Origin of the sequence: Crossiella sp. SN42 (assembly GCF_023897065.1) — a bacterium.
GTDB lineage: Bacteria > Actinomycetota > Actinomycetes > Mycobacteriales > Pseudonocardiaceae > Crossiella.
The window spans coordinates 1-22,900 of the sequence record NZ_JAMHIV010000024.1 but is presented as its reverse complement, the minus strand read 5'-3'; the positions used below and the strand labels follow the sequence as shown (position 1 = coordinate 22,900).

22 protein-coding genes are annotated in these 22,900 nt (G+C 70.9%); 13 read left to right on the top strand and 9 right to left on the bottom strand.

Going from position 1 to position 22,900, the window contains the following annotated elements; translation table 11 throughout:
• Positions 1-132: 132 nt before the first annotated feature.
• The gene (locus M8C13_RS27285; protein ID WP_252483567.1) at positions 133-1,230 is read right to left on the bottom strand and encodes an esterase-like activity of phytase family protein; all 1,098 of its coding nucleotides are present in this window, start codon (positions 1,228-1,230) and stop codon (positions 133-135) included.
• A 75-nt stretch (positions 1,231-1,305) separates the two neighbouring features.
• Between M8C13_RS27285 and M8C13_RS27280 the strand changes: the two genes are divergently transcribed.
• Positions 1,306-1,749: an SdpI family protein gene (locus M8C13_RS27280; RefSeq protein WP_252483566.1), complete on the top strand. Its 444-nt coding sequence runs from the start codon at positions 1,306-1,308 to the stop codon at positions 1,747-1,749.
• Here M8C13_RS27280 and M8C13_RS27275 read toward each other — a convergent pair.
• Positions 1,736-2,317, bottom strand: a complete 582-nt coding sequence (locus M8C13_RS27275; protein WP_252483565.1) for a YqgE/AlgH family protein — start codon at positions 2,315-2,317, stop codon at positions 1,736-1,738. The genes M8C13_RS27280 and M8C13_RS27275 overlap by 14 nt on opposite strands.
• A 103-nt stretch (positions 2,318-2,420) precedes the next feature.
• On the opposite strand from M8C13_RS27275, the gene M8C13_RS27270 reads away from it, so the two are divergent.
• Entirely contained in the window at positions 2,421-3,770 is a 1,350-nt protein-coding gene (locus M8C13_RS27270) for an MFS transporter (RefSeq protein ID WP_252483564.1), read from the top strand.
• On the opposite strand, the gene M8C13_RS27265 is transcribed toward M8C13_RS27270, so the two are convergent.
• The 3 genes from M8C13_RS27265 to M8C13_RS27255 all read right to left on the bottom strand — a co-directional run bounded on the left by M8C13_RS27265 (position 3,728) and on the right by M8C13_RS27255 (position 6,139).
• A complete protein-coding gene (locus M8C13_RS27265) occupies positions 3,728-4,132 on the bottom strand; it encodes a hypothetical protein (protein ID WP_252483563.1) in 405 nt (134 codons plus the stop codon). The two genes, M8C13_RS27270 and M8C13_RS27265, sit on opposite strands and share 43 nt — an antisense overlap.
• Before the next feature lie 96 nt (positions 4,133-4,228).
• Positions 4,229-4,603, bottom strand: coding sequence for a PASTA domain-containing protein (locus M8C13_RS27260; protein WP_252483562.1), 375 nt, complete (start codon positions 4,601-4,603; stop codon positions 4,229-4,231).
• Between the two features lie 54 nt (positions 4,604-4,657).
• A complete protein-coding gene (locus M8C13_RS27255) occupies positions 4,658-6,139 on the bottom strand; it encodes a CCA tRNA nucleotidyltransferase (protein WP_252483561.1) in 1,482 nt (493 codons plus the stop codon).
• A gap of 35 nt (positions 6,140-6,174) precedes the next feature.
• Between M8C13_RS27255 and M8C13_RS27250 the strand changes: the two genes are divergently transcribed.
• From M8C13_RS27250 to M8C13_RS27210, 9 genes are all read left to right on the top strand, one after another.
• Positions 6,175-6,696, top strand: coding sequence for an NUDIX hydrolase (locus M8C13_RS27250; RefSeq protein WP_252483560.1), 522 nt, complete (start codon positions 6,175-6,177; stop codon positions 6,694-6,696).
• Complete coding sequence (locus M8C13_RS27245) at positions 6,693-8,867, top strand: DUF6049 family protein (protein WP_252483559.1); 2,175 nt, start codon at positions 6,693-6,695, stop codon at positions 8,865-8,867. The genes M8C13_RS27250 and M8C13_RS27245 overlap by 4 nt, the downstream gene beginning before the upstream one ends.
• Entirely contained in the window at positions 8,864-10,513 is a 1,650-nt protein-coding gene (gene murJ / locus M8C13_RS27240) for a murein biosynthesis integral membrane protein MurJ (RefSeq protein WP_252483558.1), read from the top strand. Before M8C13_RS27245 ends, murJ begins: the two co-directional genes overlap by 4 nt.
• An 89-nt stretch (positions 10,514-10,602) precedes the next feature.
• On the top strand, positions 10,603-12,201 hold the full coding sequence (locus tag M8C13_RS27235; protein WP_252483557.1) for a protein kinase family protein: 1,599 nt from the start codon (positions 10,603-10,605) through the stop codon (positions 12,199-12,201).
• Between the two features lie 44 nt (positions 12,202-12,245).
• Positions 12,246-12,863, top strand: coding sequence for an RNA polymerase sigma factor SigM (gene sigM, locus M8C13_RS27230; RefSeq protein WP_252483556.1), 618 nt, complete (start codon positions 12,246-12,248; stop codon positions 12,861-12,863).
• Positions 12,860-13,672: a hypothetical protein gene (locus M8C13_RS27225; protein WP_252483555.1), complete on the top strand. Its 813-nt coding sequence runs from the start codon at positions 12,860-12,862 to the stop codon at positions 13,670-13,672. The genes sigM and M8C13_RS27225 overlap by 4 nt, the downstream gene beginning before the upstream one ends.
• Positions 13,673-13,778: 106 nt before the next feature.
• A complete protein-coding gene (trxB, locus tag M8C13_RS27220; protein WP_252483554.1) occupies positions 13,779-14,741 on the top strand; it encodes a thioredoxin-disulfide reductase in 963 nt (320 codons plus the stop codon).
• A 43-nt stretch (positions 14,742-14,784) separates the two neighbouring features.
• Positions 14,785-15,111: a thioredoxin gene (trxA, locus tag M8C13_RS27215; protein WP_252483553.1), complete on the top strand. Its 327-nt coding sequence runs from the start codon at positions 14,785-14,787 to the stop codon at positions 15,109-15,111.
• A gap of 291 nt (positions 15,112-15,402) precedes the next feature.
• Complete coding sequence (locus tag M8C13_RS27210) at positions 15,403-16,557, top strand: N-acetylmuramoyl-L-alanine amidase (protein ID WP_252483552.1); 1,155 nt, start codon at positions 15,403-15,405, stop codon at positions 16,555-16,557.
• Between the two features lie 60 nt (positions 16,558-16,617).
• Here the strand turns inward: M8C13_RS27210 and M8C13_RS27205 are convergent, their stop codons facing one another.
• Positions 16,618-17,256, bottom strand: coding sequence for a GNAT family N-acetyltransferase (locus M8C13_RS27205; protein ID WP_252483551.1), 639 nt, complete (start codon positions 17,254-17,256; stop codon positions 16,618-16,620).
• Positions 17,257-17,418: 162 nt separating this feature from the next.
• Between M8C13_RS27205 and M8C13_RS27200 the strand changes: the two genes are divergently transcribed.
• Positions 17,419-18,768 (top strand): PLP-dependent aminotransferase family protein, encoded by a 1,350-nt coding sequence (locus M8C13_RS27200; protein WP_374213162.1) that lies wholly within the window; start codon positions 17,419-17,421, stop codon positions 18,766-18,768.
• 81 nt (positions 18,769-18,849) lie between these two features.
• Positions 18,850-19,797 (top strand): D-alanine--D-alanine ligase, encoded by a 948-nt coding sequence (locus tag M8C13_RS27195; RefSeq protein WP_252483550.1) that lies wholly within the window; start codon positions 18,850-18,852, stop codon positions 19,795-19,797.
• A gap of 52 nt (positions 19,798-19,849) precedes the next feature.
• Here the strand turns inward: M8C13_RS27195 and M8C13_RS27190 are convergent, their stop codons facing one another.
• The 3 genes from M8C13_RS27190 to rsmG all read right to left on the bottom strand — a co-directional run bounded on the left by M8C13_RS27190 (position 19,850) and on the right by rsmG (position 22,502).
• Complete coding sequence (locus tag M8C13_RS27190; RefSeq protein ID WP_252483549.1) at positions 19,850-20,824, bottom strand: ParB/RepB/Spo0J family partition protein; 975 nt, start codon at positions 20,822-20,824, stop codon at positions 19,850-19,852.
• Positions 20,821-21,693, bottom strand: coding sequence for a ParA family protein (locus tag M8C13_RS27185; RefSeq protein WP_374213161.1), 873 nt, complete (start codon positions 21,691-21,693; stop codon positions 20,821-20,823). The genes M8C13_RS27190 and M8C13_RS27185 overlap by 4 nt, the downstream gene beginning before the upstream one ends.
• A 107-nt stretch (positions 21,694-21,800) precedes the next feature.
• Positions 21,801-22,502, bottom strand: a complete 702-nt coding sequence (gene rsmG, locus M8C13_RS27180; protein ID WP_374213160.1) for a 16S rRNA (guanine(527)-N(7))-methyltransferase RsmG — start codon at positions 22,500-22,502, stop codon at positions 21,801-21,803.
• Between the last annotated feature and the right edge of the window lie 398 nt (positions 22,503-22,900).

Below are 22,900 nucleotides of genomic sequence, written 5' to 3'. Positions count from 1 at the left end.
TGTCGTGTTTGCCTGCCCCTGACAACCAAAAACCCCTCAGCCCATGGAGGGCATGAGGGGTTGCCGCGCGAACCGGGAACCGGTCAGCGCGGCTGGCTAAGAAGCAGGTGGGCCGTGCTCACATCCACCAGGTTAGCGCACCGCGAGAGTGATTATCTGGCTGACCTGCGTCGCGGAGAAGTTGTCGTCACTGACCAGCACCAGGCTGCGCTCGCCCGAGGGCAGCCGGGGACCCCAGGTCATCCCCTCCACATTGTCCACAGTGGACAGACCAAGGGTGCCGAGGTCGGCGAGCAGCTTCTTGCGCACCGGGCGGATCTCCGCGCCTGCCAGCGAGTCCACATTCTTGACGTTGGAGGCTCCCGCAGTGGTGATCTCGTAGATCCGCACCTTGTTGCCCACCCCGGTGACGAAGGAGCGCTCCATCACCAGGAACCGGTGCGGGTCCTGCTCGGTGACCGGCAGGATCGCCACCACGCCGTTGTTGGCGAAGGCCCCGGCTGGCACCGGCTCGGCGAAGACCTTCTCCATCGGGTAGGCGTACTGCGCGAGCAGCTGCCCCGACCTGGTCTGCACCGAGATCCGGCCCAGCGCGCCCGCGGCCGGGGTGGGGGAGGGCCCGTCCTGGATCAGCGGCCCCTCCACGGTGGAGACCACGAGCCGCCCGCCCGCGGCGAAGGCCAGCCCCTCCAGCACCTCGTTGCGCCGCGGCCCGCGCTCGTCGGTGGACATCCGCAGGTTGGCCGGCAGCGGCAGCTCACCGGCGAAGGAGCCGTCCCGGTGCGCCCGGCGGATGGCCGGGTCGATCACCAGCGGCGGCAGCCGGTCGCCCTCGCTGGTCCACCACAGGTCCCCGGTCAGCGGGTCGACCCGGATCTCCTCGGGGTCGGGGGTGTCCAGGGACAGCTTCGGGTAGGTCGAGCCGTCCGGGCGCAGCAGCGGCTTGGTGCCGGTCAGCTCGAAGCCCTGCTCGCCCCTGCGCGCGGTGTAGTAGCGGACCGGCTGCCGGTCGGAGCGGTCGTCGCAGATCAGCACCCACTCCCCGGTGCGCCGGTCGTAGTCGAGGCCGGAGAGGCCGCCCACCGTCGTGCCCTGGAAGGTGATCTTCCCGATGATCTGCTCTGAGACCAGACGAACGCGCTGACCTGCGGGTTCGGCCGTGGCGGGCGCGGCGAGGGCGAGCACCAGGACTCCGGTGAGCGCACCTGCGGCGCAGAGACGTACAGACATGGGTGCAGCACACCTCACAACGGTGACGGGAAGGTAGCGGGCGAGTCGCGGAATCACGGCGCTTACCCTCAAGGGGTGCAGCAGCTCGCAGTCATCGCCATCGTGCCACGGATCAGCGTGACCTTCCTGCTCGTCATCGCCGGGATCGCGCTGGCCGTGATCGGGCTGCGCGGCCTGCGCGGCACCCTGCCCCGCAACGCCTACGCCGGCGTGCGCACCGCCCGCGCGATGCGCAGCGACGAGGCCTTCGCGCTGGCCAACAAGGTGGCCGGGCTGCCGGTCCTGGTCTCCGGGTTGCTGCTCGCGCTGACCGGCGTGGTCACCGCGCCGCTGACCGAGGCCGGGCTGTACCTGACCCTGCTCATCCTCGGCGGCCTGGGCGCGGTGCTGATCACCGCGGCCGGCGGCATGCTGGGGCACCGCGCGGCCGACGCCCTGCCCGACCCCGAGCCCGCCGCCAAGGGCTGCGGCGGCTGCTGCGGCGGGATCTGCGCGAAGCTGGGCGCTAGTTCCGCTTGATGTCCACCGGGTGCGTGGCCAGCAGCGAGAGCGGCATGCCCTGACGGCGCAGCACCCGGCCCCACAGGTCCACCCTCGGCGGGGTGAGCACGTCATCCGGCAGCGCGGGCACCACCAGCCAGTCGCCGCGCTCGATCTCGTCGTCGAGCTGCCCCTCGCTCCAGCCGGAGTACCCGGCGAAGACCCGCAGCCCGCGCATCCGCGGCGCCAGCTCGTCCGGGTCGGAGTCCAGGTCGACCAGGGCCACCGGGCCGCGCACGCCGATCACGCCGTCCATGGTCTCGATGTCCTCGCCCGCCTTGAGGTTGGCCAGGCACAACGCGGTCTTCTGCTCCACCGGACCGCCCACGAACACCGCGGGCGGGCGGCTGGCGTGCGGGGCCCAGCCAGGTAACACGTCGTGCACGGCGACCTCGCTCGGCCGGTTCAGCACAACGCCGAGCGTGCCCTCGTCGCGGTGGTCGATTATGTAGACCACTGTGCGACGGAAGTTGGGGTCGAGCAGCCCTGGCGTGGCCACCAGCAGGGACCCCGGCTCGACTTCGGCGTCGGAAGACACGGTGCACATGATCCCACTCGTCGCTGCGCCGTTCGCCGCACCGCACCGCGCGCCGTCAAGACCAGGTAGTCCGGGGTGCTGCCGTGCGCACCCGGACCCGTACGCTGGGTGTGTGCAGACGGCCGAAGACAGCCTGGCCGGTCGTGGCCAGACCCCGCACAAAGCTCGGGTCGGACTCCGCCATCTCCTGACCAATCCCGGGTTCTTCCGGCTGCTCGCGGTCAAGGCGACCGCCCAGTGGGGTGATGGCGTCTTCCAGGCCGGGCTGGGCAGCGCGGTGCTGTTCAACCCCGAGCGCGCGGCCGACCCGCTGGCCGCGGCCGCCGGGTTCGCGGTGATCTTCCTGCCGTACTCGGTGGTCGGCCCGTTCGCCGGCGCGCTGCTGGACCGCTGGGACCGCAGGCAGGTGCTGGTGCTGTCCAACGTGATCCGCGGGGTGCTGGTGCTGACCACCGCGCTGGCCGTCTTCGGCGGGCTGACCGGGCCCGCGCTCTACGTGGCCGCGCTGCTCACCCTCGGCGTGAGCCGGTTCGTGCTGGCCGGGCTGTCCGCCTCGCTGCCGCACCTGGTGCCCAGGGAGGACCTGGTCGAGGCGAACGCGGTGGCCGCCACCCTCGGCGCGGGCATGGCGGTGGTCGGCGCGGGCTGCGCGATCGGCCTGCGCGCGCTGCTCGGCGCGGGCGACGCCGGCTCCGGCACGGTCACCGCGATCGCGGTGGCCGGCTCGATCGCGGCGGCACTGGCCATGCTCGGCTTCCGGCGCGGCCAGCTCGGCCCGGACGAGGTCAACGAACCGGCCAAGGCGCTGGTCGCGGTGGCGCACGGGCTGATGGACGGCGCCAGGTCGGCGGCGAACACGCCCAGTGTGGCCGCCGGGTTCGTCGCGCTCATCGCGCACCGGCTGGCCTACGGCGCGCTGGTGCTGCTCGGCGTGCTGCTGCTGCGCAACTCCTTCCACGACGTGGGCTGGCTGCCCTCCGGCATGGGCGGGGTCGGCGTGGTCGCGGTGGCAGGCGGCGCGAGCATCCTGGCCGCGGCCTTCATCACCCCGCCGCTGGTGGCCAAGATCGGCCGCAGGGCCACCATCACCGGCTCGCTGGTGCTGGCCGCGCTGACCCAGCTGGTGCTCACCCTGACCCTGTCGCTGCCCGCGCTGCTGCTGTCCTCGTTCATGATCATCGGCGCTGGCCAGGTGGTGAAGCTGTGCGTGGACGCGGCCGCGCAGCGCGATGTCGGCGATGAGACCCGGGGCCGCGTCTTCGCCCTCTACGACACGTTGTTCAACGTCAGCATGGTGGTCTCGGCGGGCACCGTGGCCTTGCTGGTGCCCGCCGACGGCCACTCCACCGGCGTGATGCTCGGCGTCGTCCTGGTCTACCTGATCGGCACGGTCTGCTACCTGCTGGTCGAGCGCCGAGGTCAGGCGCAGGCCAGCCGCAGCGGTCGCGCCGGCTCGGCCTGACGCGGGCCGGGCACCGACGGCACGGCCAGCAGCGGGTCGAGCACCCGGTTGCCCTCGGCCGCGGCACGGGCTGCCGAGGCCAGGCTCTCCGGGGTGTAGGTCTCGTGGAAGAGCACGCCCTGGAAGCCCTGGCGCAGCAGGCCGATCGCCTGGTGCGCCCGGTCCACCCCGAGCAGTGCCACCACCGGCGTCCTGGTGGTCAGCCTGGCCAGTTTGGTCAGCCGCCACTCGGACAGGTCCGGCAGGTCGGCCAGCACCACGTCGGCCCGATCCCCCTCATCGACCAGAGCCAGGTCCGCCCCCGCGGACACCATGCTCCGCAACCCGAACCCCACTATCAGGTCGTCCGCACTCACCAACACCCTGTACACGGTGCACCCCCATGCCCCTGAGTAACGAGTTCCCTCCACCACACATGGTGACCGATCCCGCTGTCGTCCCGCTAACCGCTGATCGCGTTATCTGTCGCCGTCCTTCTTGGACTTCAACAGGATCCTCCGGTCCAGCTCGACCACGGTGCCCGCGGCAGGTTCCTGACTCACGACCTTCCAGTTCCGGTCGTTGAGCAGCAGCCGCCCCTTGCCCGTGGCGTCCTCTTCCGCGAGATTCCGCAGGCCGGCGGCCTGCATGGTGTCCTGAGCCTGCTGGTGCACCATGCCGACCACGTTCGGCACCTTCACCGTCTTACCCCGGGTCTCCGAGGTTGGCGACGGATTTGCCGTCGGCTGGGTCTGGGTCACCGTGACCGTCTCCCGAGGCGGTGGCGCACTGCACGCCGAGACCACCAGACCGGCCGTGACCAGCCCAAACAGGGTTTTGCCGAGGATGTTCATTCGTGCCCCCTTTCGCTACCGAACGTAGCGAAAAGGCAACCGAACCGGCAGAAACTAGCCCCGATCAGGTGGCTGGATGCCCTGCTCCCTTGCCCAAGCGAGCAGCTCCGCCTCTGCCTCTTCGGGCGCGAGCGGACCGCGGTCCAGCCGCAGCTCCTTCAGGAACGTCCACGCCTTGCCCACCAGCGGACCCGGCGGCAGCCCGAGCAGCTGCATGATCGCGTTGCCGTCCAGGTCCGGCCGCACCCGGCGCAGGTCCTCCTCGGCCGCGATCCGCTCGATCCTGGTCTCCAGGTCGTCGTAGGTGCGCTGCAGCGCGGCCGCCTTGCGCTTGTTGCGGGTGGTGCAGTCCGCGCGCACCAGCTTGTGCAGCCGGGACAGCAGCGGGCCCGCGTCGGTGACGTAGCGGCGCACCGCGGAGTCGGTCCACTCGCCCTTGCCGTAGCCGTGGAAGCGCAGGTGCAGGTAGACCAGCGTGGCCACGTCCTCGATGATGTCCTTGGAATATTTCAGCGCGCGCAGCCGCTTGCGGGCCATCTTCGCGCCGACCACCTCGTGGTGGTGGAAGCTCACCCCGCCGCCGGGCTCGAACCGCCGGGTGTCCGGCTTGCCGATGTCGTGCAGCAGCGCGGCCAGCCGCAGCACCAGGTCCGGCTCGCTGCCCGGCTCCTCCAGCGCGATCGCCTGGTCCAGCACCACCAGCGAGTGCTGGTAGACGTCCTTGTGCTGGTGGTGCTCGTCGATGGCCAGCCGCATGGCTGGCACCTCCGGCAGCACGTGCTCGGCCAGCCCGGTGTTCACCAGCAGCTCCAGCCCCCGCCTCGGCTGCGCGCCGCAGAGCAGCTTGGACAGCTCGGCCTGCACCCGCTCGGCGGTGATCCGCTGGATCTGCCCGGCCATCTCGGTCATCGCGGTCAGCACCCTCGGCGCCACGTCGAAGCCGAGCTGGGCGACGAACCGGCAGGCCCGCAGCATCCGCAGCGGGTCGTCGGCGAAGGACTCCTCCGGCGTGGCCGGGGTGTCCAGCACCCGCGCGAGCAGCGCGGCCGTGCCGTCGTGCGGGTCCACGAAGACCTTCTCCGGCAGCCGCACCGCCATCGCGTTCACGGTGAAGTCCCGGCGCACCAGGTCGGCCTCGATGGACTCGCCGAAGACCACCTCGGGGTTGCGCCCGACCCGGTCGTAGCTGTCCGCGCGAAAGGTGGTGATCTCCACGGTGGCCCCGCGCTTGACCGCGCCGAGGGTGCCGAAGGCGATGCCGGTGTCCCAGATCGCGTCGGCCCAGCCGGTGAGCAGCGCGCGCACCTGTTCCGGCCGCGCGTCGGTGGTGAAGTCGAGGTCGGTCAGCGGCCGTCCCAGCAGCGCGTCCCGGACGCTGCCACCGACCAGGTACAACCGGTGACCCGCCGCGGCGAACCGCTGGGCGAGCTCGTCGGCGACCGGTGCGATCCGCAGCAACTCCACGACCGCATTCTGCTGCGCGCCGCGGGCGAGGTCGACCTGGTTCGGCTGGGCCGGTACAGAGGTGCTGGACACGAGGAGCCAGCCTACGTCGCACTACCATCGGCGCCATGCCCCCGTCGTCCTCCGGCAGCGCCGGTGGCGCCAAACCGGGTAGACGGACCAGGCGCCAGCGGGGAAAACGGCTGCGTACGGTGGACGAGGTGTCCGCCGGTGGGCTGGTTGTGGATGCCGCGCGCGAACACGCTGCGCTCATTGGCAGACTTGATCGAAAAGGACGGCTGCTGTGGTCGCTGCCCAAGGGCCACATCGAGCAGGGTGAGACCGCCGAAGAGGCGGCCGTCCGCGAGGTCGCCGAGGAGACCGGCATCCGTGGCCGGGTGCTGGGCCTGCTCGGGGCGATCGACTACTGGTTCGTCGCCGAGGACCGGCGAGTGCACAAGACCGTGCACCACTTCCTGCTGGAGGCGGTGGGCGGAGAGCTTTCCGACGAGGACGTGGAGGTCACCGAGGTGGCGTGGGTGCCGCTGGGTGAACTGGATGGGCTGCTGGCCTACGTGGACGAGCGCCGCCTGGTGCGCAAGGCGGTCGACCACGTGCGCGCGCCCAGTGAGACTTCGGAGCCGGCGTGAAAAGGCTGTTCACGGTCGCGGCTGTGGTCGCGTGCACCGTGCTGACCGTGCCCGTCCCGGTGCGCGCGGAGACCTACGACGTGCGGGCCCAGCCCGTCACCAGCGGCCCGGCGCCCGTCCAGCCCGCGACGCTGGAGCTGGACACCCTGCAACCGAGAGTGGTCACCGGCGACGGTGACAACAAGCTGGTGGCCGCGGGCAAGCTGACCAACACCGGCGACCGCAAGCTCAGCGACGTCATGGTCCGGCTCCAGGCCGGCAGCCCGCTGACCAGCGAGGACAAGGTCAACGAGGCAGTCGCGGGGGAGGCGGCGACCGACCGGGCGGACTCCAAGTTCACCAGGATCGGCACCGACCTGGAACCGGGGCAGAGCGCCCAGGTGCGGGTCGAGGTGCCGCTGAGCGTCCTGCAGATCACCGGGCCCGGCGTGTACCCGGTGCTGTTCAACGTCAACGGCACCCCGGACTTCGGCAAGCAGGCCAGGATCGCCTCCCGCGGCTTCCTGCTGCCGGTCACCGGCGTGCCCGGCGGCCCGGCGCTGTCCAGCCCGCCGAACGCGGCCGCCACCACCGTGCTGTGGCCGATCGTCGACCAGCCGGTGCGGGTGCCCAGCAGCGGTGGCACCGTGCTGACCAACGACGACCTGGCCCGCTCGCTAACCACCGGCGGCAGGCTCTCCGAGCTGGTCTCCGCGGTGGAGCAGACCGCGCCCTCGGGCTCGGCACTGGCCGGCTCGCTGTGCCTGGTGATCGACCCGGACCTGGTGCAGACGGTCACCGCGATGGCCGACACCACCAACGGCGTCTACCGCATCCGCAGCGGCAACAGCACCGTGGAGGGCTCCGGCTCGACCGCGGCGCAGAAATGGCTGGAGCGGCTCAAGGGCATCGCCAGGGGCCGCTGCGTGCTCGCGCTGCCCTTCGCCGACGCCGACCTGGTCGCGCTGTCCAAGGCGGGGCTCACCGACCTGGAGAAGCTGGCGGTGGACCGGAGCAAGGCGGTCGCCGAGCTGCTGCAGATCCAGACCGTCGGCGACATGGTGTGGCCGCTGGGCGGCGTGATCGACGAGCGCACCCTGGCCGACCTCGGCCGCCGCACCCTGCTGCTGGAACCACGCGGGGTGCAGGACGGCCGCACGGTGACCTCGCCGGTCAAGCTGGCCGCCGCGGCCGACTCCTCGGCGGCGGGCTCCTCCGTGGTGCCGATCGACCCGGTGGTGCGCAACGCCATCGGCGGCACCGCGCCACTGTCCGGTGCGGCCAGCTACGGCCCACTGGACCTGCAGAACGGCATGGGCGCGCTGCTCTACCGGGCCACCGCGCTGGGCAAGACCGGCGGCTCGCTGGTGGTGGCCCCGCCGCGCCGGTGGAAGGCCCCGGTCGGCGAGCTGACCGCGTTCCTGCAGTCCATGCAGCACCTGCTCGGCGGCAGGCTGGTCACCCCGCGCGGGCTGAACGAGCAGGTCGCCAACGGCGGCCGCACCGTCGGCCTGACCTACCCGGTGGACGCCACCGGCGCCGAGATCTCACCCAGCATCACCGGCGACCTGCGCGCCATGCGCGACCGGTCCAGGGACCTGCTGTCGGCGATGAGCAGCGACGGCGTCAAGGGCACCTCGCCCGCCTCGCTGATCGAACCGCTGGACCTGGGCATGGTCCGGGCCGCCTCCGGGGCCTGGCGCGGCAACAACTCCGCGGGCGGCGCGGCCTCCTCGCTGGTCGGCGACCAGCTGGAGTACCTGGTCTCCCAGGTGCGCATCGTGCAGCCGCCCGGCCCGTACTACCTGGCCTCCTCGGACAGCCCGCTGCCGCTGACCATCAGCAACAAGCTGCCGGTGGTGATCAAGGTGCGGGTGACCTTCAGCAGCACCCAGGGCCTGCGCACCAGCGATGTCAACGACCTGACCATCGGCGCGAACAGCAACCTGCCGATCCGGGTGCCCACCGAGATCACCCGCGGTGGCCAGTTCTCGGTGGACGCGCTGCTGCAGACCATCAACGGCACCCCGCTGGGCCGCGGCGGCGAGGCCAACCGGATCACCCTGATCTCCACCGCGTACGGCACCATCACCCTCGGCATCACGGTCACCGCGGGCGCGGCCCTGGTGCTGCTGGTGGCCCGCAGGCTGATCCGCCGCCTGCGCTCCGGCAAACAGGACAGCGCCGCGTGAGCGAGACGAGGCAGATGGACAAGCCGGCCCCGGCCAAGGCCCAACCCTCGCTGGCCAAGGCCAGTGGGTCGATGGCGATCGCCACCCTGGCCAGCCGGATCACCGGCTTCCTGTCCCGGATCGTGCTGGTCGTGGTGGTCGGCTCGGGCGTGATCACCGACTCCTACCAGGTCGGCATGACCATCCCGCTCCAGGTCTACGAGCTGCTCCTGGGCGGGGTGCTGACCAGCATCATCGTCCCGCTGCTGGTGCGCGCGGAGAAGGAGGACGCCGACGGCGGCGAGGCCTACATCCAGCGCCTGCTGACCATGGCGCCGGTGATCCTGCTGGCCGCCACCGTGGTCATGATGCTGGCCGCCCCGCTGCTCACCACCATCTACGTGGACGGCAGCAGCGGCAAGGCGCACCCGGAGCTGGCCACCGCCTTCGCCTACCTGCTGCTGCCGGAGATCGTGTTCTTCGGCCTCGGCGCGCTGTTCACCGCGATCCTCAACTCCCGCGGCGTGTTCGGCCTGCCCGCCTGGGCGCCGGTGTTCAACAACCTGGTCGTGCTGGTCACCCTCGGCGTCTACCTGCTGGTGCCGGGCGACCCGACCATCAACCCGCTGGCCATGAGCGACCCGAAGCTGCTGGTGCTGGGCATCGGCACCACGCTGGGCATCGTGGTGCAGGCGCTGGTGGTGCTGCCCGCGATGCGCAGGGCCGGCATCCGGTTCAAGTGGCGCTGGGGCTGGGACCGCAGGCTCACCGAGTTCGGCGGCCTGGCGCTGTGGATGGTGTTCTACGTGGTGCTCGGCCTGGCCGGGGTGATCGTGGTGACCCGGATCGCCACCGCCGCGGTGCCCGGCAGCATGACCGCCTACAACTTCGCCTGGCAGCTCTTCCAGCTGCCCTACGGCATCCTCGGCTTCTCGCTGCTCACCGCGATCATGCCGCGGATGAGCAAGGCGGCCGCGGACAACGACGTGCGCGGGGTGGTCGCCGACCTGTCCCTGGGCAGCAGGCTGCTGACCACCATGCTGCTGCCGCTGAGCGCCGGCATGACCGTGCTCGGCAGCCAGCTCGGCGTGGCGCTGTTCTTCTACGGCGCCAACACCCTGGACAAGGCGCAGCAGATCGGCACCACGCTCGCGGTGTCCGCTTTCGGACTGGTGCCGTACGCGATCACCATGATGCAGCTGCGGGTCTTCTACGCGATGAAGGACGCCCGCACCCCGGCCATGCTCCAGTTGCTCACGGTGGCGGTGAAGATCGGCCTGTCCGTCCTGTGCGTGCAGGTGCTGGACGAGCACACCATGGTGCTGGGCCTCGCCTTCGTGAACTCGATGTCGTTCCTGGTCGGCGCGGTGGCCGGGAACATCTGGCTGCGGGTCCGGCTGGGCAGGCTGGAGACCGGGCGGCTGGGCCGCACCTTCGGCCTGACCGTCATCGGCTCGCTGCTCGGCGCGCTGAGCGTGGTGCTGGTGCACACCGCGACCCTGGAGTTCGCCCCGCTCGGCACCTCGCCGCGGGTGATCGCCTGGATCGTTGTGGTGGTCGGCGGTCTGCTCGGACTCGCCGTGGCATTCGGGTCGATGATGCTACTCAAGGTGACGGAGCTGAATCCGGCAATGTCGCGGATCACCCGACTTTTGCGCCGCCGCTGACGCCCGCCGTCCCGTACCCTCGACCGGGAGCACCAGCACGCGGTCGGGGGTTACGACCGCAGACGACGTGCGGAACGGGAGAAAGCTCGGTGAGTGGGACGCCGGATTACACGGCGCCGCACGGGAATCCAGCCGGCGGCGCGGTAGGAGCTGCCGCCTTCGTTCCGGGTGCGACTCTCGGTGACGGCCGCTACCGCCTGTTGTCGCTGGCCGGCCAGGACGTCCGGGCTCCGGCCCAGTTCTGGCGGGCGAGGGACAACGCGCTGGGACGTGATGTTGCTCTCACCGTGCTGATCGGTGACGCCTCCGACGAGCACACCGCCGCCCGCGCCCGCCGCACCCTGGAACGCTCGACGCACGGCGCGGGCTTCACCCACCCCGGCGTCTCCCGGACCCTCGATGTGCTCTGGCCCGGCCACGGGGTCAACCCGCGCGACGGCGTGCTCGGCATCATCGTCGCCGAGTGGACCCAGGGCACCGACCTGCTGGACCTGATCACCGAGGGCCCGCTGCCCTCCGGCACCGCGTCCCGGCTGTTGGAGGCGCTGGCCGCGGCGGTCGAGACCGCGCACCACGCCGGACTGGTGCTGGGCGTGGACCACCCGCAGCGGCTGCGGGTCACCCCGGACGGCAAGCTCCGGCTGGCCTTCCCCGGCCCCAGGGCCGAGGTGACCGCCCGCGAGGACGTGCGCGGCCTGGGCGCCGTGCTGTACCTGATGCTGACCTGCCGCTGGGCCCTCGACGGCGGCCCGAACACCCTGCCGTCGGCCCCCACCGGCCCGGACGGCACCGTGGTCTCCCCGCAGACGCTGCACCCCACCGTGCCGCACGAGCTGTCCACGGTCGCGGTGCGCAGCCTGGTGGACACCAGCATCGGCGGCCTGCGCACCGGCGCGGCGATCCTGCGGGTGCTGGAGCAGACCGCGGCCGCGGAGGCCGAGGCCGCCGCGCTGCGTGCCCAGGAGGCCGCGCTGACCGAGGAGTACTCGGCGGTCGGCGTCGAGGAGGACGACAAGCGCGACGAGAAGAGCAGGCGGCGCAAGCTCGCGGTCGGCATGACCCTGCTGACCGTGGCCACCGTCGGCATCCTGGCCTGGATCGGCCTGTCCGTGATCGGCATGTTCGCCACCCCGGAGACCCGCTCCGGCCCGACCGTGGCGCTCACCCCCACCACGACCGCACCACCGGCCGAGACCAGCAACCCGGCGCAGCCGAGCACGCCGCCCAGCAGCGAGCCGGTGCAGGCGGGCGGCACCGTGGACGTGGCCAGCGTCAACGTCTACAACGTGCAGGGCGAGCCGGACAACCCGCACCGGATCAAGCGGGTGGTCGACGGCGACCCGCGCTCGACCTGGAAGACCATGACCTACCGGCAGCAGTTCCCGCGCGGCAAGCCCGGCGTCGGCGTCATGATCACCCTGTCCGACGCGGCCAAGTTGGCCAAGGTGGTCATCGACTCACCGAGCGCGGGCACCAAGGTCGAGGTGCGCAGCGCGCCCTCCGGCAACGCCGACCTGGACGAGACCACCGTGCTGGGCAGCGGCACCCTGCAGAAGGGCGACACCGAGATCGCCCTCAACGCCGGGGACGCGACCAAGTTCATGTTGCTGTGGATCACCGGCCTGGGTGGCAGCGGCGACCGCAACGTCTCGGAGCTGTCGGAGCTGACCTTCGTCCGTGCCGGGTGAACGCCCGTCATCCACAAGGATGAGCTGACGCTATTCTCTGCCGCGTGACAGCCGCGGCTAGCTCGGACGGGGACCTCATAGCGGCCCATGCTGCCGGCGACCCCCACGCGTTCACCGAACTCGTGCGTCGCCATCGGGATCGCATGTGGGCCGTCGCCCTGCGGACTTTGCGTGACCCGGAGGAAGCGGCCGACGCGCTGCAGGAGGCGTTCATCTCCGCCTTCCGCGCCGCGGCCTCCTTCCGCGCCGAGTCACAGGTGACCACCTGGTTGCACCGGATCGTGGTCAACGCATGCCTCGACCGGGTGAGGCGCCGCCAGGCCCGGCCGACCGTGCCCATGCCCGAGGAACCGCACCGCGAACCGATGGCGCCCAGGGACCACATGGACGAGCGGGTCACCTCGCTGGCCGTCCAGGACGCCCTGGCCGAGCTGCCGGAAGAGCAACGCGCGCCGATCATCCTGGTGGATGTGGAGGGCTACTCGGTGGCCGAGTCCGCGCGGATCCTTGGCATCGCCGAAGGTACCGTGAAGAGCAGATGTGCTCGCGGAAGAGCGAAGCTGGCGAAACTTCTCGGGCACCTGCGGAACCCCGATGCAAGTGCGAACGTCTCACCTGACGCTGGAGCAATGGCACCGCGGCGTCCACGGGAGGGACGATGACCACCAACGAGCGCCGGCCCGGTGTGCCGGATGGCCCGCCGTGGTCTGTTGATCTCATCGCCGATCTGCACGCCGGGGTCCTTGACCCCGCTGTAGCCGCCCAGCTGCGGCCCAGGATCGAGGCCGACCCGGAGGCGCGGGCCGTGCTGGCCGCGCTTGATGAGACGCAGGCCGAGCTCGCCGCACTGCCCCCGCTGCGCATGCCGGAGCACGTGGCCAGCCGGATCGAGGCGGCGATCGAGAACGAGGTGCGGTTGGCCATGGCCGCCCGCCCCGGCGCGGCGCCACTGGCACCGCCAGCGCCGCCGCAGGTCCACCAGCAGCCGCAGCAGCTGGCCCAGGTGGTCGACCTCGCCTCCGCCCGCCGCAGGCGCACCAAGGCCATCGGCTGGGGCATCGGCGCGCTGGCCGGCCTGGCCGCGGCCACCGGCCTGATCTTCGCCGTGCTGCCGGGACAGCAGCCGGTCACCGGCACCGCCCAGCCCACCAGCGTGGCCAGCACGCCGGGGGACGGCGTGCTCGCGCTCAAGTCCGCGGACCTGGACGGCAAGATCCCACCGGGGATCTCCGGCAACAAGGAGTTCGGCCCGTTCAGCGACCAGGCCAAGCTCAAGGCGTGCCTGGCGGCCAACAACCAGCCCGGCCACCTGCTCAACCCGGTGGCCGGCCGCCAGGTCACCGTGGACGGCAAGCCAGGGGTGGCGCTGGTCCTGCTCACCACCACGCCCGGCCGCACCCGGCTGCTGGTCGTGGGCGCGGACTGCGCCGCAGGGAAGCCGTCGCTGATCAAGGACAGCACCGTCGGCTAGCCGTTGCGGTGTGACGTCGAAGTCACCTGGGAACAGCCGCACCTAGGATCGCGTTGTGCCGGTACGAAGCCGGCATACGTCGACTCACGGGCACGGAGGTCCCCAGGTGTCATCGCAGGTACGCAACCTGATCGTGGTGGGCTCCGGCCCAGCCGGGTACACCGCGGCCACCTACGCCGCACGGGCGCAGCTGGACCCCTTGGTCTTCGAGGGCACCCAGTTCGGCGGCGCGCTGATGACCACCACCGAGGTGGAGAACTACCCGGGGTTCAAGGACGGGATCATGGGTCCCGACCTGATGGAGCAGATGCGCGCGCAGGCCGAGCGCTTCGGCGCCGAGCTGCGGGCCGAGGACGTCGAGTCCGTCGAGCTGTCCGGCCCGGTGAAGACGGTCACCGCGAACGGGGTCACCTACCAGGCCAAGGCCGTGGTGCTGGCCATGGGCGCGGCCGCCCGCTACCTGGACGTGCCCGGTGAGCAGAAGCTGCTCGGCCGCGGCGTGTCCGCCTGCGCCACCTGCGACGGGTTCTTCTTCCGCGACCAGGACATCGCGGTGGTCGGCGGCGGCGACTCGGCGATGGAGGAGGCGACCTTCCTCACCCGGTTCGCCCGGTCGGTGACGATCATCCACCGGCGCCAGGAGTTCCGCGCCTCCAAGATCATGCTGGAGCGCGCCCGCGCCAACGAGAAGATCCGCTGGCAGCTGGACACCAAGGTGCTTGAGGTGCTCGGCGAGACCTCCGTCACCGGCGTCCGGGTGGCGAGCACCGTGACCGGCGAGGAGTCCATCCTGCCGGTGACCGGGTTCTTCGTCGCGGTCGGCCACGACCCGCGTTCCGCGCTGGTCAAGGGCCAGGTGGACACCGACGAGGAGGGCTACGTCAAGGTCGCCTCGCCCGGCACCGCCACCAACCTCGACGGCGTGTTCGCCGCGGGCGACCTGGTCGACCACACCTACCGGCAGGCGATCACCGCGGCCGGGTCCGGCTGCGCGGCCGCCATGGACGCCGAGCGCTGGCTGGCCGAGCGGGAAGCCGCCGAGCCGGAGACCGTGGCCGCGGTCAGCTGAGCCCCACAGACCCGATTCACCTGCCCCCAACCAAGGAGTGACGATGGGCAACAACACCAAGGTCGTGTCCGACGCGAGCTTCGTCGAGGACGTGCTGCAGAGCGACAAGCCGGTGCTGGTGGACTTCTGGGCGACCTGGTGTGGACCGTGCAAGATGGTCGCCCCGGTCCTCGAGGAGATCGCGGGCGAGCACGGTGACAAGATCACCATCGCCAAGCTGGACATCGACGCCAACCCGTCCACCGCGCGGGACTACCAGATCATGTCGGTGCCGACCATGCTGCTCTTCCGGGACGGCAAGCCGGTGAAGACGATCGTGGGCGCCAAGCCGAAGGCCGCGATCCTCAACGACCTGAGCGACGTGATCTGAGTCCTACCCCAGGGCCCGCCCGCTGCGCTGACCTGTGCGATGAGTTAGTTCAGGTGAACCTGGCGTAAAGTCCCCAGCTGGATCGTGCAACCCCGGTTCGCGGTTCTTCGTCATCCTGATGAGTGGTTCTGCCGCTCGGGATGGTGAACCGCAGGCCGGGGTTGCCGTTTTCGTGCTGGAACGACTGCTGGGAGTAGCCCCGCACGTGGGTACTCGAACCGCAAGGCACAATAGGACGTCTTCAACTGCGCGCCGAACGAATTTCCGGCGCCCGAGTCATGCGAGGGGTGCATGCTGCTGCTCCGCCGGGGTGATGACGGTCCAGCCGTCGCCGAGATCCGGGCGACTCTCGTGAAGCTGGGGCTGCTACCGGCCACCAACGGCCAGATCAGGCCTACCAACTTCGATGGCCAGGTCGAGCACGCAGTGCGCTCGTTCCAGCAGCAACGAGGGCTGATCACCGACGGCGTCGTCGGTCCGAACACCTACCGGGCGCTGACCGACGCGCGCTGGCAGCTCGGCGACCGCAACCTCGCCTACCTGATCTCCCAGCCGATGAGCGGCGACGACGTGCTCACCCTGCAGCAGCGGCTGCTCGAACTGGGCTTCAACGCCGGTCGCGCGGACGGCGTCTTCGGTCACCAGACCGAGCACGCGCTGCGCAACTTCCAGCGTGACTACGGCCTCTCCGTCGACGGCATGTGCGGGCCTGGCACGCTGCGCGCCCTGCGCCAGCTGGCGCCCAAGGTGCGCGGCGGCCGTCCGGTGTTCCTGCGCGAGCAGGAGCACCTGCGCCGGTCCGGCCCGCGCCTGTCCGGCAAGCGGATCGTGATCGACCCCGGTCACGGTGGTGGCGACCGGGGCATCGTGGTCGACGGCGTGTCCGAGGCCGACCTGATGTGGGACCTGGCCAGGCGGCTGGAGGGCCGCATGGTGGCCACCGGCATGGAGGCCCTGCTCTCCAGGGGCCCGCAGGTGTGCCCGCCGGAGTCCGACCGCGCCCAGTTCGCCAACAGCGCCAACGCGGACCTGTTCCTGTCCCTGCACTCGGACGCGAACTCCTCCCCGCACGCCCGCGGCGTGGCCACCTTCCACTTCGGCAGCAGCGGCCACGGCACCAGCTCCACCGTGGGTGAGGCCCTGGCCGGGTTCATCCAGCGCGAGCTGACCGCCCGCACCGGCATGCTGGACTGCGGCACCCACCCCAAGACCTGGGACTCGCTGCGGCTGACCCGCTGCACCGCGGTCCGGGTGGAGACCGGTTACCTGACCAACCCCGAGGACCGTCGCCGGCTGCTCGACCCGGCCTTCCGGGACGTGGTGGCCGAGGGCATCCTGGTCGCGGTGAAGCGGCTGTACCTGCTGGGCAAGAACGACCAGCCCACCGGCACGTTCACCTTCGACGACCTGCTCAAGTACGAGCTGTCCAAGGCCGAGACGGCCTGAACCAGCCAATGAGAAAGGCCCCCGCCCGGTTTCCCGGGTCGGGGGCCTTTCTCGTTGGTCTCAGACGGGGCGGAAGCTCGGTTCCTTGCTCCCGGCGGTGGCGCTGATGGACACCGTGCCCAGCAGTCGCTCCAGCGCGGCCTCCACGTCTTCCTTCCAGGTCAGCGCGGTCCGCAGCTCCAGGCGCATCCGCGGCCACTTCGGGTGCGGGCGCACGGTCTTGAACCCGACGCTGAGCAGGAAGTCCGCGGGCAGCACGCAGTTGGGCTGGTCAGGCGTCGCGTCGCCGAAGGCCTCGATCGCCTTCACCCCGCGCCTGGTCAGGTCCTTGGCCACCGCCTGCACCAGCACCCGGCCGAGGCCGCCGCCGGTGAACTCCGGCAGCACCTGCAACGCGGTGATCAGCACCGCGTCCGCGCTGACCGGGGAGGTGGGGAAGGTGGACGCCCGTGGCACCACACCGGGCGGGGCGTAGAGCACATGACCGGCGGGCACCCCGTCGGCGTAGATGATCCGGCCGCAGGAACCCCACTCCAGCAACACCGCGGAGATCCAGGCTTCCTTGTCGAACTCAGTCTGGCCGAACTCCTCGGACTGCTCCTTCATGTGTGGAGCGAGCTCCCAGAACACACAGCCCCGGGAGTGCCGGGACAGGTGGTCGAGGTTGTCCAACGTGACGCCGACTACGCGTCGCGACACCTGACCTCCCAGCAAGAACGGCATGCCCGCGCACCACGGGCACCGAGAACCAGCATAGGCGCAGCGCACCGGCTTCGACAGGGAGGCCGGATCACACTCGGCGCCATCGGTGCCATCGGCGGCCTAGACTGGCTCGGACGATCGCCGATACCGGAGCGCCGCATGAACCTACCTGCCTCAACGCCCGAACAGCAAAATCCGTCCGCTGTCCCGGCCGCGGCGGCAGCGGGGCGCAGCCTGGACCCCCACCTGAGGCGCTATGCGGCGCGCACCGCGGGGATGACGGCTTCGGAGATCAGGGCGCTGTTCTCGGTGGCCAGCCGCCCCGAGGTGGTCTCGCTGGCCGGTGGCATGCCGTACCTGGCCGCGCTGCCGCTGGAGTCGCTCTCGGCCGACGTGGCCCAGCTGATGGCGGCGGAGGGCCAGACCGCGCTGCAGTACGCCTCCGCGCAGGGCATCCCGGCGCTGCGCGAGCAGATCTGCCAGATCATGGCGCTGGAGGGCATCTCGGCCCACCCGGACGACGTCACGGTCACCGTGGGCTCGCAGTCCGGCCTGGACATGGTCACCCGGATCTTCTGCGATCCCGGTGACGTGGTGGTCGCCGAGGCGCCGTCCTACGTCGGCGCGCTGGGCACCTTCTCCGCCTACCAGGCCGAGGTCGTGCACGTGCCGCTGGACGACGAGGGCCTCATCCCCGGCGAGCTGGACCGCACGCTGACCGCGCTGGCCTCGGCCGGTCGCCGGGTCAAGTTCCTCTACACGATCCCGAACTTCCACAACCCGGCAGGCGTGACCCTGGCGGTGCACCGGCGGGCCGAGGTGCTGGAGATCTGCGCCCGGCACGGCGTGCTGGTGGTCGAGGACAACCCGTACGGGATGCTCGGCTTCGACGGCCAGACCTACCCGGCGCTGCGCTCGATGGAGCCGGAGAACGTGGTCTACCTCGGCTCGTTCTCCAAGACCTTCGCGCCGGGGCTGCGGGTCGGCTGGGCGCTGGCCCCGCACGCGGTGCGGGAGAAGCTGGTGCTGGCCTCGGAGTCGGCCACGCTCTGCCCGCCCACCTTCACCCAGGCGGTGGTCTCCCGGTACCTGGCCCAGCACGACTGGATGGGCCAGATCAAGAACTACCGCGAGGTCTACCGCGAGCGCAGGGACGCCATGCTCGCCGCGCTGGAGGCGCACCTGCCCGCCGGCTGCCGGTGGACCAAGCCGGACGGCGGCTTCTACGTGTGGGTGAGCGTGCCGGAAGGCATTGACACCAAGGCGATGCTGCCGCGCGCGGTCACCCAGCGGGTGGCCTTCGTGCCCGGCACCGCGTTCTTCGGCGACGGCTCCGGCAACGGGCAGATGCGGTTGTCTTTCTGCTACCCGACCCCGGAGCGGATCCGCGAGGGCGTGCGCAGGCTGGCCACCGTGCTGGAGGGCGAGCTGGAGCTGATCAGCACCTTCGGCCAGGTGCACCGCCGCCAGTCCACCGGTCCGCAGTCGCCGTCCCCGGACACCGCCTGACCTTTTCCCGCAACGCTTTTCCCGACGGTCCACTGTGGACGATCACAGTGGACCGTCGCCATTCACGCAAGGAGCTGTGCAGTGTCTGATCGCTGGGTCGCGGTGCTGGCCGGTGGGCTGTCCCACGAGCGGGAGGTCTCGCTGCGGTCGGGCCGCAGGCTCTCCGCCGCGCTGCGTGAGACCGGGCTGACGGTGGAGGAGTGGGACGCCGACGGCGCGCTGCTGGAGCGGCTGCGGCAGCACCGGCCGGATGCCGCGGTGATCGCGCTGCACGGCGGCGAGGGGGAGAACGGCGCGGTGCAGTCGGTGCTGGAGATGCTCGGCGTGCCGTACGTGGGCACCGACCCGAGGGCCTGCCGCCGCGCCTGGGACAAGCCGACCGCCAAGGGCGAGCTGGCCCGCGCCGGGCTGAGCACGCCGGACTGGGTGGTGCTGCCGCACAGCACGTTCCGGGTGCTCGGCGCCCAGGCGGTGCTGGACGCGCTGGTCGACCGGCTCGGCCTGCCGCTGATGCTCAAGCCGGACCAGGGCGGCTCGGCGCTGGGCGCGACCGTGGTGCGGGACGCGGCGGACCTGCCCGCCGCGATGGTGGACTGCCTGGCCTACGGGGACACCGTGCTCGCGGAGACCTACGTTTCCGGCGTTGAGGTGGCCGTGGGCGTGCTGGACACCCCGGAGGGGCCCCAGGCCCTGCCTGCGGTGGAGATCCTGCCGGAGAACGGCGTGTACGACTACTCCGCTCGGTACACCGCTGGACTCACCACGTTCCACGCGCCGGCCCGGCTGGCGCCGGAGACCCAGCGGGCGGTGGGGGAGCTGGCGGTGGCCGCGCACCAGTTGCTCGGCCTCCGCGACATCTCCCGCACGGACGCGATCGTGGCGCCGGACGGCACGGTGCACTTCCTGGAAGTGAACGTCTCGCCGGGACTCACCGAGACCTCGTTGGTGCCGATGGCGGTGGAGGCCGCCGGGCGCTCGCTCGGTGAGGTGTTCGGCACCCTGGTCGAGCGAGCGCTCGCCCGCAGCTGACAGACGTTCCCATCTGAAAACGTCACCGTGACATAAGTCGGCAATACCCTGGCTAGCCGCCCTGCTGTGCCCGTTTTGTCCCGTTATGTCCCATCAGCTCCACGATGCGCTCAAGGTCGTCCACGGAGCCGAACTCGAGCACGATCCGGCCCTTGCGCCGGCCGAGCTCGACCTTGACCCGGGTGTCGAACGCGTCCGACAGCTTCTCCGCGAGGTCCTGAAGGCCGGGGGCCTGGATCGGCTTGCGCGCCGCCGGCTTGGCCTTGGCGGGCTGCTCGCTCTTGGCGAGCACCACGGCCTCCTCGGTGGCGCGCACCGACAGACCCTCGGCAACGATCTTGGCGGCCAGGTCCTCCTGGCGGCCGGGGTCGTCCAGCCCGAGCAGGGCGCGGGCGTGCCCGGCGGAGAGCACCCCGGCGGCGACCCGGCGCTGCACGGGGAGGGGCAGCTTCAGCAGCCGGATGGTGTTGGTGATCACCGGGCGGCTGCGGCCGATCCGGCCGGCCAGCTCCTCGTGGGTGACCTCGAACTCCTCCAGCAGCTGCTGATAGGCCGCCGCCTCTTCGAGCGGGTTCAGCTGCACCCGGTGGATGTTCTCCAGCAGCGCGTCCCGCAGCATCGCCTCATCGGCGGTCTGCCGGACGATGGCCGGAATCCGGTCCAGCCCCGCCTGCTGCGAGGCCCGGAGCCGCCGCTCGCCCATGACGAGCTCGTACTGACCCTTGCCGAGCTCCCGGACCACGACGGGCTGCATGAGCCCGAACTCGCGGATCGAGTGCTCCAGCTCGGACAGCGCGTCCTCGTCGAAGACGTGCCGGGGCTGCTTCGGGTTCGGCTTGATCGCCGCGGTCGGCACCTCGCGGTAGACCGCACCGGCCACCGAGGTCTCCGGCTCCGCCGCCTCACCCTTGGGCCGGGAGGCCACCGCGGTGGCGGCGGGGGAGGAGGCGCCCGCCGCACCGGGCGGCGGGCCGCTGGGGATCAGTGCGGCGAGACCTCGGCCGAGCCCGCCCTTTCGTTCTGTCATGTAGTTCCCATCTCGGCGCCGCGTACGGCGAGTTCCTTGGCTGCGTCGAGGTAGCTCATCGCGCCCCGCGAACCCGGGTCGTAGGTGATGATCGTCTGCCCGAAGCCAGGCGCCTCGGAGACCTTCACACTGCGGGGGATCACGGTCTTGAGGACACGTTCCTGGAAGTGGTTGCGCACCTCGGTGGTCACCTGGTCGGCCAGCTTGGTCCGGCCGTCGTACATGGTGAGCAGGATGGTGGACACGTCCAGGTCCGGGTTCAGGTGCTGCTGCACGAGCTCGATGTTGCCCAGCAGCTGGCTCAGTCCCTCCAGCGCGTAGTACTCGCACTGGATCGGGATGAGGACTTCCTGCGCGGCGACCATCGCGTTCAACGTGAGCAGGCCGAGCGAGGGCGGGCAGTCGATGAAGACGTAGTCGGGCTGCAGCGAGTCGAGCGCCTCGGGAGAGAGGGCTTCCTTGAGCCGGGACTCGCGGGAGGCCATCGAGACGAGCTCGATCTCGGCGCCGGCCAGGTCGATGGTGGCCGGCACGCACACCAGGTTGTCGGTCTGGTTGCTCGGCGCGGCGGCGTCGGCGAGCGAGATCTCCCCGATCAGCACCTCGTAGATGGAGGGGGTGCCGGAGCGGTGTTCGACGCCGAGGGCGGTGCTCGCGTTGCCCTGCGGGTCGAGATCGATCACCAGGACTTTGAGGTGGTGCAGGGCGAGCGCGGCGGCCAGGTTGACCGTGCTGGTGGTCTTACCGACGCCGCCCTTCTGGTTGGCCACGGTGAGGACGCGGCGCCGGGCTGGGCGCGGCAACTGCAGGGCGTCGGGGTGAAGAACGCGGGTGGCGCGCTCGGCTTCCTCGGCAATGGGGGTCCACACGGTGCTCTCCTCGGGCGCGTGGGGTGTCACCGAATCCGGTGCGAGTGTTTCACGTGGAACAGCGGCCGTTTCGCGCTCCGGATGCGAAAACAGGGGCGACTCCGGCCTCATCCCCGATCCTTCCTTCTCCGACGCTTCCCGTCACGCCCTGGAGCACGATCGACCACAACTACCGTCGTCGGCACCTCAAGAACCCCTTCCCCGCACACCACAATCCGACCGTTCACGCCCCCCACCGCCGCCACAGCCTGTTCATCCCGCGCCAACTCCTCAGCCGCACTGGACCCCTTCAACGCCAGCAGCTGCCCTTCGGGCCGGGTCAACGGAAGACACCACCCAGCCAACTTCGCCAATGGAGCGACTGCCCGCGCAGTCACTACATCGGCGCCAGCAAGCTGTTCCCGAACGGCCTTCTCCTCAGCGCGGCCCCGGACAACGGTCACATCGAGATCCAGCTCTTCCACGACCTCGGTCAGCCAAGCCACCCGCCGAGCCATCGGCTCCAACAACGTGATGGACACATCGGGCCGAGCAATCGCCATCGGCAACCCAGGAAGCCCGGCCCCAGAACCCACGTCAACCACCGAGGCGTTCGGAGCCAGAAGGTCGGAGACCACCGCCGAGTTCAACATGTGCCGATCCCACACCCGCTCAACCTCACGGGGCCCGATCAGTCCACGAGTCTCACCCTGCTCGATGAGCATCTCGGCGAACCGCACCGCCAACCCAAGCCGGTCCCCAAAGACACGCGCCGCAACCTCCGGCACCGCCACCGTTTCACGTGAAACCACGCCCACACCCCGTCCCATCCGTCGCCGTTTCACGTGAAACGGCGACCGCCCCACACGACTCCCAATGAGACCACGAACCCCGCCCGACCCCACGAACCCCCGCCACCCCAGCCCCCAACTCCACCCCAACACCCCACGCTCCCCACCAACCCGCCCCCAAGATCAAGACGGAAAGCAACCTTTTCGCCCCGAAAAGCGTTCCGCAGAGGAAGCGGAGGCGCGGGCGGGGAACCAGCGGCCCGGACAAGCGCCACCCTTCACCCGAAGCCACGGCCGCAACCAACGGCCACGCCCAGCCAACCCGGCCCACCGAGCAGAGCCGGTCTCAGCAACACGCAGCACCCCGCCCCAGAAACGACCCCAGACCGCCAGCCGCCTCGCCTCTCAAACCCACAACCCAGCCCCGCGCCCACACC

Coding starts and splice junctions, on each gene's coding strand:
- M8C13_RS27285 (WP_252483567.1), bottom strand. CDS start 1,230: ATGTCTGTACGTCTCTGCGCCGCAGGTGCGCTCACCGGAGTCCTGGTG.
- M8C13_RS27275 (WP_252483565.1), bottom strand. CDS start 2,317: ATGTGCACCGTGTCTTCCGACGCCGAAGTCGAGCCGGGGTCCCTGCTG.
- M8C13_RS27260 (WP_252483562.1), bottom strand. CDS start 4,603: ATGAACATCCTCGGCAAAACCCTGTTTGGGCTGGTCACGGCCGGTCTG.
- M8C13_RS27250 (WP_252483560.1), top strand. CDS start 6,175: ATGCCCCCGTCGTCCTCCGGCAGCGCCGGTGGCGCCAAACCGGGTAGA.
- M8C13_RS27225 (WP_252483555.1), top strand. CDS start 12,860: ATGACCACCAACGAGCGCCGGCCCGGTGTGCCGGATGGCCCGCCGTGG.
- trxA (WP_252483553.1), top strand. CDS start 14,785: ATGGGCAACAACACCAAGGTCGTGTCCGACGCGAGCTTCGTCGAGGAC.
- M8C13_RS27210 (WP_252483552.1), top strand. CDS start 15,403: ATGCTGCTGCTCCGCCGGGGTGATGACGGTCCAGCCGTCGCCGAGATC.
- M8C13_RS27200 (WP_374213162.1), top strand. CDS start 17,419: ATGAACCTACCTGCCTCAACGCCCGAACAGCAAAATCCGTCCGCTGTC.
- M8C13_RS27190 (WP_252483549.1), bottom strand. CDS start 20,824: ATGACAGAACGAAAGGGCGGGCTCGGCCGAGGTCTCGCCGCACTGATC.
- rsmG (WP_374213160.1), bottom strand. CDS start 22,502: ATGGGACGGGGTGTGGGCGTGGTTTCACGTGAAACGGTGGCGGTGCCG.